Genomic DNA, 12,342 nt, shown 5'->3' with positions numbered 1-12,342 from the left:
TAGGGTTGAAAATAATGAATGTGCAATTATAAATCAGGTAGGTTACTATTAAGCAGAATGAATTAAGGAGGAGAGGTTCGCAGATGGCACGCTACGTAACCAGCAAGCTTCTATACACGTTGCTTTCGCTATTTATTTTGATTACGGCGACGTTTTTCTTGATGAAAGCAATTCCGGGCGATCCGTTTATGTCCGAAAAAGAAGTACCCGCTCCAATCCGAGCACGACTCGAAGCACAGTATGGCCTCGATAAGCCTCTGATGACCCAGTATGTGAATTACCTTGGTAATATCGTACAGGGTGATTTGGGGATCTCGATGAAAAAACTCAATCAAGAAGTCGGTAACATCATCGGTCAAACCTTCGGTGTTTCGCTTCGTTTGGGTCTTATTGCCGTTGTCGTATCGACGATCGTTGGTGTGGCTCTAGGCTTGCTTGCCGCGTTATATCATAGGAAATTTATCGACAGTTTAGTCATGGTAGTCGCCGTCATAGGCATCGCGGTACCGAGTTTCGTGCTCGCGTCACTGCTGCAATACACGTTTGGTTTGAAATTGGGCTTATTCCCGATTACGGGAACGAAATCATTACTTGGATATGTGCTTCCGGTCATGGCCTTGTCCGCAGGTCCGATTGCGTATATCGCGCGTTTGACACGTTCGAGCATGCTGGAAGTTTTGAATGCCGACTATATCAAAACGGCTAAAGCCAAAGGCCTGAAATGGCCGGCCATTCTTTGGAAGCACGTTATTCGTAACGGTATCCTGCCTGTCGTGACTTACGTCGGACCGATGACGGCTAACGTTGTTACGGGTTCTGTCGTTGTGGAACGGATCTTCGGTATCGGCGGTATCGGTAAGGTGTTTGTCGACAGTATCACTAACCGCGACTATACCTTGATTATGGGCATTACGCTCTTCTACGGTATCATTTTGATGGCTGCGCGCTTCATTACCGATATCGTTTACGTACTCGTCGATCCTCGAATCAAACTGACATCGGGCAAGGAGGGCTAAGCAAGTGGCGAATGACAACATCACAAACAAGCAGTCTCTTCCCGCTGTCACGGCGGCTGACTTCGAGCCTGTTAATATTAATGAACGCGAATCTGAAGTCATTAAACGCGAAAGCTTAACAGCTTGGCGCGATACTTGGGAACGTCTTCGTCGCAACAAAGTCGCGATGACCGGTCTCGTAGCATTAGTGGTAATTATCATCGCATCAATCTTGGGGCCTTATGTGGCTTACTGGGTACACGGTTATGATTACCAAACGAACGATCTGATGGCAACCAACCAAAAACCGTCGGCTCTGCACTGGTTCGGTACGGACGATTTGGGTCGCGACATGTTCGTGCGGACATGGTCCGGTGCTCGAATTTCCTTGATCGTCGGCGTCGCTGCGGCGCTGATCGACTTGTTGATCGGGGTTATCTACGGCGGAATCATGGGTTACTTCGGCGGCCGTGTCGACACAATCATGAACAAGTTCTCCGAAGTTCTGTACGCAATTCCTTACCTGCTCGTTACGATCCTGCTGCTGGTTGTATTTGAGCCGAGCTTGGGTACGATCATCCTGGCATTGACGATTACGGGCTGGATTAACATGTCCTGGATCGTTCGCGGCGAAATCATGAAACTGAAAAGCCGCGAATATGTTTTGGCTTCCCGTTCGATGGGCGCAGGCACAGGCAGACTGTTGTTCCGTCACCTGTTGCCGAATGCGAGCGGTCCGATCATCGTTACGTTGACTTTGTCGGTTCCGAACGCGATCTTCGCGGAGTCTTTCTTGAGCTTCCTCGGCCTGGGCGTACAAGCGCCGATCTCGTCCCTCGGTTCGATGGTCGAAAACGCTCTGACAGGCTGGATGTACTATCCTTGGCGGATGTTGTTCCCTGCGGTTCTGATCAGCGTAATCATGCTGGCGTTCAACTTGCTGGGAGACGGACTGCGAGATGCACTGGATCCGTCGCTTAAAAACAAATAATTCGCAGATTTTATAAAGAAGGAGGCGTCAGCCATGGGAGCTATGACAGGAAAGAATCTGATTGAAGTTGAAGGACTCAAAAAGTATTTTAACGTAGGCGGCGGCAAAGTGCTCAAAGCGGTCGATAACCTAAACTTCTTTATTCGCGAAGGCGAGACGCTTGGAATGGTAGGCGAATCCGGTTGCGGCAAATCGACAGCCGGACGTACCATTCTTCGGTTGTATGAACCGACTGGAGGCAGCGTTCGTTTTAACGGTACGGATATTTACAAGCTATCTCCGGGTAAAATGAAAGCGATGCGTCGCGATATGCAAATGATCTTTCAAGATCCTTACGCTTCGCTCAATCCGCGCTTCACGGTATCGGATATCATCGGCGAAGCATTGGATATTCATAAGATGGCAGGCAGCTCGGGCGAGCGCAAAAAGCGCATCGAAGAATTGCTTGACTTGGTAGGCCTGAATACGGATCACGCAACGCGTTATCCGCACGAGTTCTCGGGCGGACAACGTCAACGGATCGGGATTGCCCGCGCTTTGGCGGTTAACCCTAAATTCATCATCTGCGATGAGCCGATCTCGGCTCTCGACGTATCTATTCAAGCACAGGTTGTTAACTTGTTGCAGGAACTGCAAGACCGTCTTGGCCTGACCTATCTGTTCATCGCGCACGATCTGTCGATGGTTAAGCATATCAGTGACCGCGTAGCCGTGATGTACCTGGGCAAAATGGTCGAATTGGCGGACAGTGAAGAACTGTACAGCAATCCGATCCACCCATACACCAAGTCGCTGTTGTCTGCGATTCCGGTTCCGGACCCGGAAGTCGAATCGCAAAGAAAGCGTATCTTGATGTCCGCCGAAGGCGGCGGTCCGATTCGTTCGGCCGATGAAAAAACCGAAGAAACGTCGCTGGTCGAAGTTTCGCCGGGACACTGGGTGGCTATGCCTCACTAAGTTCGTTTTGAGTTAAGCAAGTTCCACCGCCCTTTCGAACGGATGCCGTTCGGAAGGGCGGTGTTTTCTTTTTCTTATGAAAAATAACTTTCTTCCGAAAAGGATGAAAGTTATTTTGACGACTTGGGAACGATTGGGTACAATCAAGAAGGGTTTAAGCAGATTGCAGACAGGAGGCAAGGCCAGACATGAATGTCATTCCGCAGGCGCTTCGCAAGGGTTCGGCCTTGGGAGAAGATTACGTGCGTGGGCAACATGCACATGAATTATACGAATACGATTTGCAAAGCGATCAATCGCTTCAGCGTCGCGCTGAATGGCTGGATGCCGCTCATCGTCCGCGTGTTGACCGTAACGCGCTAGTGGAAGTATTGACGTCTTACAACGCGACATATAACGATGATCCGGCTGTACGTATGTCGTTGAAGAAATTAAAAGACGAGCAGTCGCTCGTCGTCGTAGGCGGGCAGCAGAGCGGATTGTTTACCGGTTCACTGCTTGTTGTATATAAGGCGGCGACGATTGTCCATGCTGCCCGCATGGCTTCGCAAAAGCTCGGTCGTGAGGTTGTGCCGGTATTTTGGATTGCCGGCGAAGATCATGATTGGGACGAAGCCGATCATACTTACGTGTTGACTTCGGATCTTGAAGTACGCAGATTGCGCATGGAATCTTGGCATGACGGGAAATCTTCGGTCAGCCAGATTGCGGTTCCGAAAGAAAAATGGGAAGAAGCCGTTACGGAGCTTGAGCATGTACTGGCAGACTCGGAATTCAAAACAGAGATTTTAGAGCTTTTGCGTCATGAACTTGCAGAGGCGTTAAACTTGAGCGAAGGGTTTGCCAGATTAGTGGGCCGTTTATTCGGTCGTTATGGTCTCGTGCTGGTTGATTCTGCCGATCCGGCACTGCGTAAAATCGAACGTCCGATGTTCAAGCAGTTGATTGAGCGCAGCGACGAATTTGAACAGGCTTATCTGACTGCCGCCGCACGAATAGAAGAGGTTGGTTACGAACAACAGGCTCAAGCCGTAGAAGGTGCAGCGAACCTGTTTTATATTCATGAAGGCCAGCGCCTGTTGTTGTACAAGCAGGACGGAAAATTCATGGATCGGCGAGGCGCGGTCATTTTCACCAAAGAAGAATTGCTCGATCTATTGGATCGATGTCCCGAGCGATTCAGCAATAACGTCTTGACCCGCCCGTTGATGCAGGATTATTTGTTCCCGGTGCTTCAAGCGGTTTTGGGACTGGGCGAGATCGCGTACTGGGCAGGCACGAAGGACGGATTCGAGGTCGCAGGCATGCAAATGCCGATCTTGCTGCCGCGGATGTCGTTTACGCTGCTTGATTCGGTGACGAAGAAGCATATGCAGCAGTACTCTTTGACTTTCGAGGATGTCATGGAGCGTTTTGAATCTCGGAAAGAAACTTGGCTGGCCGAGCAGGATAAGCTGGGCATGGACGAAATGTTTGAACAGGTAAAAGCCGAATTTGAACGGTTATATGCACCGTTGATTGGACGCTTAGGTGAGCTTCAACCCGGTCTATCGAGTCTGGGTGAGAAAAACCAGGCGAAGATCGTTGACCAAATTGCTTTTTTGCAGACCAAAACCAAACAGACCATCGCCCGGCAAAACGAAGCGGAGCTGCGCAGATGGGATCGGATGTACAAAACGTTATTCCCGCTGGATCGTCCGCAGGAGCGTGTATACACCGTCTTTTATGTGCTGAACCGCTATGGTTTGGATTGGATCGACACGCTGATGAGCGTGGAGCCCGATCTGACAGGCGGGCATCGAATTATTGAAGTGTAAGCGAAGAAGCTGTTATTCCCGCGCAAATAGGGAGTAACGGCCTTTTTTTGTGAAAAAAGGAGAATGAGTACGAAAAAAACGTCAAATTCGGCGAAAAATCGTGAAATTTGCGGAAGGACTTTGATTTTGCTCGTCGAATCTATTATGCTGTAGGTGGTGGAAAGTGGTATGAAGTGGAGGGAAAAAGGCGAGGAGTGGGTCGAACGGTGTTTATGGGGGAATACAAGCATAACATCGACGACAAAGGACGGATGATTATGCCGGCCAAATTCCGCGACAAACTCGGAACAGCCTGCATCGTTACGCGCGGACTGGACCAGTGTCTTTTTGTTTACTCCGAGCAGGAATGGGAACTTCTCGAACGCAAGCTGAACAACCTGCCCCTTATGAAGTCCGATGCCAGAGCGTTTACCCGGTTTTTTTTCTCGGGTGCGGCAGAGTGCGAATGGGATAAGCAGGGAAGAGCAAATTTACCCGCCAATTTGCGCGAATACGCGCAATTGGATAAAGAATGCGTCGTGATCGGCGCAGGCAGTCGGGTGGAGATTTGGAGCCGAGACAACTGGGACCGGTACTACAAACAGTCCGAAGAGTCTTTTGGCGACATTGCGGAGAAGCTGTCCGATTTCGATATTGACTTTTAAAAGGAACGACTTATTAATTCGACAGCGTACGTCTGGGGGATACGAAATTGTTTCATCACATCACGGTACTAAAGGAAGAAGCGGTCGCAGGGCTTAACATTAAGCCGGACGGCATTTACGTGGACTGCACGCTCGGCGGAGCCGGACACAGCGCATTGATTGCGTCGCAACTGGGAGAAGGCGGTCGTCTGATCGCATTGGATCAAGACGATTGGGCACTCGATAACGCACGCGAGAAGCTTGCGGCGTACGAAGACGTGGTGACGTTGGTCAAGACCAACTTCCGGGAATTGGAGGTTGCGCTGAAGAAAGCAGGCGTGCCGCTTGACGGGGAAGGCAATCCGCAAGTCGACGGTTTTTTGTTTGACCTTGGTGTTTCTTCGCCTCAATTTGACGAAGCATCTCGAGGATTCAGCTATAATCACGAGGCGCCGCTCGATATGCGAATGGATCGTTCTTCCGAGTTGACCGCGAAAATCATCGTGAACGAATGGTCGGAGGAAGATATCGCGCGTATTTTGTACCGGTACGGCGAAGAGAAGTTCTCGCGTCGCATTGCGGGAAAGATCGGGCAGCATCGAGCGAAACAACCCATCGAGACCACGACGGAACTTGCAGAGATTATCAAAGAAGGCATTCCGGCCGCGGCAAGAAGAACGGGCGGCCACCCGGCCAAGCGCAGCTTCCAGGCTTTGCGTATTGCAGTCAACGATGAATTGTCTGCTTTTGAAGACGCGCTGCATGCTTCGGTAAAATGTTTGGCAAAAGGCGGGCGAGTGAGCGTCATTACCTTCCATTCGCTCGAAGACAGAATCTGTAAACAGATTTTGTTAGGCTACACGGGTAAAAACGTCGCTCCTCCCGGATTTCCGGTCGAAGTGTACGAAGGACCAAATAGCATCAAATTAATCAACCGTAAGCCGGCTTTGCCTACGGATGAAGAAATCGAGCAGAACCCAAGAGCGCGTTCGGCCAAACTTAGAGTGGCTGAAAAAACGAAATAAAAACTGACTTCCAAAATGAGGAGATTGATCAATGGCACAGACACGCGGAAATCTGGCGATCCGGGAACGGGAGAAGCAGCAATCTTCACAGCAGTACCGGCAAAAGACAACGGTAGTGACCCGCCGGGTCGAACTCCCGATGCGGGAAAAGATGCTTTATCTGACCAGTGTATTGGTCGCTGTCGTCTTGTGCAGTATTGTGGCATGGCGATACGTACATATCTATGACCTGAATCATCAGATCGCGTCGGTTCAAAGCCAGACGAATCAGATTAATAAGGATATCGCTCAGGCGCAGCGGGACCAGCAGGAACTGCGTCAGGATATCGTACCGAAAGCACTGGCTTTGGGTCTTGTTCAAGCAACGGAACACGAGCCGATCTTCGTCGAGCGTAACAGCGGCGAGGGATCGCAAACACCGGCAGCAGACGCGAATAATTAGTAACGAAAGAGGCCGTGGCGCCGAAAAGCGCCTGGCCCCGCGCGAAAGCGTTGATCGAAGCAAGCAGGAGGTTCTATCGCCATGCTGACAAAAAGAGTAAGAATGCGAACGCTTTTAATCGGAGGGGGGATTACCCTCTTTTTTCTCGTTCTTGTCGGGAGGATTTTCTTCCTTCAGATCGTTCAAGGGGATTTTTGGCATGACGAAGCCGTAAAGCAATGGTCCGCTTCCAAGATTCTGCGTTCGGAGCGCGGCGCCATCACGGATCGCAACGGCAAAGAACTAGCGGTAGACTCGCCGGCTTATTCCGTCGTCGTGGAGCCCAATATTATCGGCAAGCGGGGAACCGCGGATGATGTCGTGAGAATCCTGCACAATAAGTTGGGCGTGTCCGAGGACAAGCTGCGGGAGATGGTTTCCCGCACTTACGAAAAGGATAGCGAGTCGGGCACCTACAAAAAAGGCGATCCCAGCGTCTGGGTCGAGGTTCGTCCGCAAGGCTGGAAGATCGACGGCGATCTTAAAGCGGAGATCGAAACGGAGATCGCCGCGGTTCGAAAAGAAAAGGAACTGAGCGAAACGACAGACATCGGCATCGTGTTCGATGATCAGATCAAGCGTTTCTATCCCCAGCATACGCTGGCGGCCAACGTGCTCGGCTTCGTCGATAACGACGGAAATCCGAAGTACGGCATCGAGTCCTATTTTGAAGACCAGTTGAAAGGCGAGGACGGCAGGATCGCTTACCAAAGAGACGCCAAAGGAGTCGAACTGCCCGAAGGCAGCAGCGAGGTCGTGGCACCGAAAGACGGCACTTCGATCCAGCTGACCATCGACAGCACCATTCAGTATTATGCGGAGCAAGCGGCGAAAAAGGCATTCGAGCAGTATAAGCCGAAAAGTGCTTCCATTATCGTGGCCGATCCCAATACGATGGACATTTTGGCGATGGTGAATATGCCGACGTTCGATCCGAACGAATATTCCGGCGTAAAGGCGCTTGAAGATTTTAATAATTTGTCCGTTACCGGACAATACGAACCGGGTTCCACGTTCAAGATCGTGACGCTGTCCGCAGCGGTGCAAGAAGGAAAATTCAATCCCAATGCCGAGTACCAATCGGGCGCTATTCAAATCGGCAGGCAGACGGTGCATGACGTCAGCCGGAATTGGGGAACCATTTCTTATTTGAAAGGCGTCAAGCATTCAAGTAACGTGGCGTTCGTCAAACTGGGGATGGAAATGGTCGGAACGAGCAAACTGACCGAATACATCAAAAATTTCGGATTCGGCGAGCCGACCGGAATCGAATTGCCCGGCGAACTCAAAGGTACCATGAACGTAACCGAAAAAAGTCCGTTGATCGATCAGGCTGCGATCACGTTCGGACACAACGTGGCCGTAACCCCGATTCAGCAGATCGCGGCGATTTCCGCGGTAGCCAACGGCGGCAAATTATTGAAGCCTCATATCGTCAAATCGGAAAGCAATCCGCAAACGGGCGAAGTGATCAAACGTAACGAAGTCGAAAAAGTTCGCGACGTGATTACGCCCGAAACGGCAAAAGCCGTTAGCGGTTATCTGGAACAAGTCGTGTCGGACCAAGACATCGGTACGGGACGCAACGCCTACATCCCCGGCTACCGCGTAGCGGGCAAAACGGGTACTGCCGAAAAAACGGGTACCGTCGACGCTTCGGGTAACGCTTACGACAAAACGCGCTCGGCCGTTTCTTTTATCGGCTACGCTCCGGCGGACGATCCCAAAGTGGCGATCTTCGTTATGTTGGACGAACCGGAAGATCCGAACGCGAGCGGCGGCAGGATCGCTGCGCCGATCGCAAAAGAAATTTTGTCCCAAACGCTTGAATATATGGGCGTCGCCAAACAGTTTTCCGACACGGAAATTCAAAGCCAAAGCGAAAATGCCGAAACCGGAGAAACGCTGCTCAAAGTCACGGCTCCGAATTTGTTGGAAATGAAGCTTGAAGACGCGAAGTCGAAACTGCTCGACGAAGGCGTTGCTTACGAGCAGGTAGGGGCAGGCGCGACCGTGCTTGAACAGTATCCTTCCGCGGGAAGCGCGATGTATGCCGGACAAAAAATTTATCTGCTCACGGAAGACAAAGACGAAATGAGCGTGCCTGACCTGACCGGATTGTCGCTTCGGGATGCCGTCGATATTTTGACTTTGTTGAATGTATCGATCAGCACAAAAGGTTCAGGGTTCGTTTCCGAACAAAGATTGACCCAAAATGCCGAAGGCAATCGGATCGTGGTCCTGACGCTAAAGTCGGCGAAAACGACGATAACAGGTACGGAAGACACCGAATCCGAAGACGTGTCTGTTGGCGGGGAAGCCGTGGCCGACGAGCCTGTCGAAGAAAGCGCGGAGACCGAAATCAGCGATCCGGTAATCGACGGCGGAACCGTTGTCCCGGCCGATCCCGCGCCGGAAAGCGATGCAGCTCCGCTCAACTGAGGGAAGTACTGCCCGGGCCTGCCATTGGCGGGCTCGGGCATTTTGCGGCTCTGGCATAGGGGAATGGCGGAGGCTGCTAAAATACGAATAATGAAATAAGGGGAGAATAGGCTATGCGATTGGACCAACTGGCGCAACAATTGATTACGGCTCGATTGATCGGCAACGGAGATACGGAATGTACAGGGATCGAAATCGATTCCCGTAAAGCGGGTACAGGCGATTTGTTCATCTGTTTGCCCGGGTTCACCGTAGACGGTCATGACTATGCGAAGCAAGCCGAAGAACAAGGCGCAGTCGCGCTTGTCGTTGAGCGTGAACTGGATACGCAGCTGCCGCAGCTGCTCGTGCGGGATAGCCGTATGGCGATGGCGGTATTGGCGAACGCGTTCTTTGACGAACCGAGCCGCAAGATGCGCATGATCGGCGTAACCGGAACGAACGGCAAAACGACGACGACTTACCTGATCGAACGCATCATGCAAGATCACGGCGTGAACACAGGCTTGATCGGCACGATCCAAATGCGTTACGACGGCGAAACGTTCCCGATGTCCGGTACGACGCCGGAATCGCTGGGATTGCAGCGTTCGCTTGCGGATATGGTCAACCGGGGCGTGGAATGCTGCGTCATGGAAGTTTCTTCTCATGCATTGGAGCAAGGACGCGTTAAGGGGACGGATTATCGCACCGCCATTTTCACGAACCTGTCCCAAGACCATCTGGACTACCATCACTCGATGGAGGAATATCGGGCAGCCAAAGGCTTGTTCTTTTCCCGTCTGGGCAATGCGCTTCCGGCGAATCCGTCCGAGCGCAAATATGCGGTATTGAATGCGGATGACGAAGCGTCGACGGAATACGCGAAAGTGACTTCCGCGGAAGTGATTACTTACGGCGTGGAGCAGGACTGCGACGTTCGCGCGTCGGATATTCGGATCACGGCCCAAGGAACGTTTTTCCATGTGGATACATTCATAGGTTCGACCGACATCCAACTGCGCATGGTCGGCAAATTCAATGTCTATAACGCCTTGGCTGCGATTGCGGCTGCGCTGATCGAAGGCGTGGAGCTGGATCGGATTAAGCAAAGTTTGGAGTCGGTTGCAGGGGTAGACGGTCGCGTGGAAGCGGTCGACGCCGGACAGCCGTTTGCGATTATCGTCGATTACGCGCATACGCCCGACGGTCTGGAAAATGTGCTGAAAACGGTAGTCGAATTCGCGGAAAAGCGCGTACTGTGCGTTTTCGGCTGCGGAGGGGACCGCGATCGGACGAAGCGCCCGATCATGGGACGCATCGCGGCGAAGTACAGCGACATCGCTTACGTCACTTCGGATAACCCGCGTACCGAAGATCCGGATGCCATTTTGAACGATATCGAAGCAGGTTTGATTGAAGACGGCGTAGAACAATCCCGCTATAAGCTGGTTGTCGATCGTGCGGAAGCGATTCGCTTGGCTGTTGCCGAAGCACAGCCCGGAGACGTGGTACTGATCGCGGGCAAAGGACATGAGACGTATCAATTGGTGGGCAAACAGGTGCTGGACTTCGACGATCGTCTTGTTGCAGCGGAAGCCGTAAGGGGAGTCGCAAAGTGATTGAACGGACACTCGGCCAGGTTGCCGATATGTGCGGAGGCCGACTGATCGGTACGGCTTCCCCTGAAAAAAAGATTGCCGGAGTCGCTATCGATTCCCGCAAAATTACGACCGACGTTCTCTTCGTGCCGCTTGGCGGAGCGAATGTGGACGGACATGCGTTTGTCGAAGGTTCTTTGCAAGCAGGCGCCGGAGCTTCGCTCTGGCAGCGCGGACGCGAAGGTGCCCCCGAAGGCGCGTTGATCGAAGTCGAGGACGTGCTTGAAGCTCTTCAACAATTATCCTCCGCGTATCTGCTTGAGAGCGGTGCTAAAGTTATCGGAATTACAGGCAGCAACGGCAAAACGACAACCAAAGATATGGTGTTTGCCCTGCTGGGCAATTCTTTCCGCGTTCACAAAACGCAAGGGAATTTCAATAACCATTTGGGGCTGCCGCTGACTTTGCTGTCGATGCCGGAAGATACCGAGATTGTCGTGCTTGAAATGGGCATGAGCGATCTTGGCGAGATTGCCTTGTTAGCCAAGATCGCGCCTCCCGATGTGGCGATCGTCACGAATATCGGAGAGTCTCATCTGCTCAATCTGGGCAGTCGTGAGAATATCGCCCGTGCCAAATTGGAGATCGCATCGGGAATCAAGCCGGGAGGGCTGCTCGTGTACAACGGCGATGAGCCGTTGATTCCGTTTGTGCTGAAGGAAATTGAACATTCGCTGCCTGAAGGGCTTCGTACGTTTACGTTCGGCCTGGAAGGAACCAACGACGATTATCCGACAGGCATGATGCGCCGAGGCGGAGGCATGACCTTCTCTGCTCGGAGCGAAGGAGACCTGTGTTTCTCCCTTCCCGTACTCGGCAGCCATAACGTAACCAACGCGCTTGCGGCGATGGCCGCAGCTCGCACCTTTGGTGTCGAGGCAGCCAAAATGAAAGACGGGCTTGCGACGATGCAGTTGACGGGCATGCGAATCGAGCGTTTAGTCGGCATATCGGGGCTAACGATTTTGAACGACGCCTATAATTCAAGCCCGACTTCGGCGCGCGCCGCAATCGATGTGCTTGCCGGGCTGGACGGATACGCCTCAAATGTATTGGTACTTGGCGATATGTTGGAGCTGGGCGAACAAGAGCGCGAGTATCATCGGGAAATCGGTCGTTATGCCGCGAAGGCGGGAATCCGTACGATTTATGCGTATGGGCCGTTGTCTGCCGACTCGGCAGAAGGCGCCTTGGAGACGATGGGAGCAGGTTCCGTGCATGCCTTCCTCGACAAAGAGGAGATGATCGCCCATCTGCGCCGGAGTTTGAAGCCGGATGATGCCGTTCTGGTCAAAGCTTCGCGCGGCATGAAGCTTGAAGAAGTGGTCTATGCCCTGCGCGACGAGCCACTAGCTACAGAAGGAGTTTAAT

The 12,342-nt window shown here is 52.2% G+C and carries 10 protein-coding genes; all 10 read left to right on the top strand.

Annotated features, from left to right (window positions below):
• The first annotated feature begins 83 nt into the window (after positions 1-83).
• The 10 genes from SACSAC_RS20830 (at position 84) to SACSAC_RS20785 (ending at position 12,341) form a co-directional block, all read left to right on the top strand.
• On the top strand, positions 84-1,016 hold the full coding sequence (locus SACSAC_RS20830) for an ABC transporter permease (RefSeq protein ID WP_037289906.1): 933 nt from the start codon (positions 84-86) through the stop codon (positions 1,014-1,016).
• Positions 1,017-1,020: 4 nt separating this feature from the next.
• The gene (locus tag SACSAC_RS20825) at positions 1,021-1,986 is read left to right on the top strand and encodes an ABC transporter permease (RefSeq protein WP_051507297.1); all 966 of its coding nucleotides are present in this window, start codon (positions 1,021-1,023) and stop codon (positions 1,984-1,986) included.
• A 42-nt stretch (positions 1,987-2,028) separates the two neighbouring features.
• Complete coding sequence (locus tag SACSAC_RS20820) at positions 2,029-2,943, top strand: ABC transporter ATP-binding protein (RefSeq protein WP_037293413.1); 915 nt, start codon at positions 2,029-2,031, stop codon at positions 2,941-2,943.
• A 188-nt stretch (positions 2,944-3,131) separates the two neighbouring features.
• Positions 3,132-4,760 (top strand): bacillithiol biosynthesis cysteine-adding enzyme BshC, encoded by a 1,629-nt coding sequence (gene bshC, locus SACSAC_RS20815; RefSeq protein ID WP_037289904.1) that lies wholly within the window; start codon positions 3,132-3,134, stop codon positions 4,758-4,760.
• Positions 4,761-4,966: 206 nt separating this feature from the next.
• On the top strand, positions 4,967-5,404 hold the full coding sequence (gene mraZ / locus SACSAC_RS20810) for a division/cell wall cluster transcriptional repressor MraZ (RefSeq protein ID WP_037289901.1): 438 nt from the start codon (positions 4,967-4,969) through the stop codon (positions 5,402-5,404).
• Positions 5,405-5,451: 47 nt separating this feature from the next.
• Positions 5,452-6,408, top strand: a complete 957-nt coding sequence (gene rsmH, locus SACSAC_RS20805; protein ID WP_037289897.1) for a 16S rRNA (cytosine(1402)-N(4))-methyltransferase RsmH — start codon at positions 5,452-5,454, stop codon at positions 6,406-6,408.
• Between the two features lie 31 nt (positions 6,409-6,439).
• Complete coding sequence (locus SACSAC_RS20800; RefSeq protein WP_037289895.1) at positions 6,440-6,850, top strand: hypothetical protein; 411 nt, start codon at positions 6,440-6,442, stop codon at positions 6,848-6,850.
• A gap of 81 nt (positions 6,851-6,931) precedes the next feature.
• Positions 6,932-9,331, top strand: coding sequence for a penicillin-binding protein (locus SACSAC_RS20795; RefSeq protein ID WP_037289893.1), 2,400 nt, complete (start codon positions 6,932-6,934; stop codon positions 9,329-9,331).
• A 113-nt stretch (positions 9,332-9,444) separates the two neighbouring features.
• Positions 9,445-10,932, top strand: a complete 1,488-nt coding sequence (locus SACSAC_RS20790) for a UDP-N-acetylmuramoyl-L-alanyl-D-glutamate--2,6-diaminopimelate ligase (RefSeq protein WP_037289891.1) — start codon at positions 9,445-9,447, stop codon at positions 10,930-10,932.
• Entirely contained in the window at positions 10,932-12,341 is a 1,410-nt protein-coding gene (locus SACSAC_RS20785) for a UDP-N-acetylmuramoyl-tripeptide--D-alanyl-D-alanine ligase (protein WP_037293411.1), read from the top strand. Before SACSAC_RS20790 ends, SACSAC_RS20785 begins: the two co-directional genes overlap by 1 nt.
• Position 12,342 lies beyond the last annotated feature (1 nt).

Source organism: Saccharibacillus sacchari DSM 19268 (assembly GCF_000585395.1).
Lineage (GTDB): Bacteria > Bacillota > Bacilli > Paenibacillales > Paenibacillaceae > Saccharibacillus > Saccharibacillus sacchari.
The sequence above is the reverse complement of the archived record's forward strand: the minus strand, read 5'-3'. Positions and strand labels throughout refer to the sequence as shown.

Coding starts and splice junctions, on each gene's coding strand:
- SACSAC_RS20830 (WP_037289906.1), top strand. CDS start 84: ATGGCACGCTACGTAACCAGCAAGCTTCTATACACGTTGCTTTCGCTA.
- SACSAC_RS20820 (WP_037293413.1), top strand. CDS start 2,029: ATGACAGGAAAGAATCTGATTGAAGTTGAAGGACTCAAAAAGTATTTT.
- bshC (WP_037289904.1), top strand. CDS start 3,132: ATGAATGTCATTCCGCAGGCGCTTCGCAAGGGTTCGGCCTTGGGAGAA.
- SACSAC_RS20800 (WP_037289895.1), top strand. CDS start 6,440: ATGGCACAGACACGCGGAAATCTGGCGATCCGGGAACGGGAGAAGCAG.
- SACSAC_RS20795 (WP_037289893.1), top strand. CDS start 6,932: ATGCTGACAAAAAGAGTAAGAATGCGAACGCTTTTAATCGGAGGGGGG.
- SACSAC_RS20790 (WP_037289891.1), top strand. CDS start 9,445: ATGCGATTGGACCAACTGGCGCAACAATTGATTACGGCTCGATTGATC.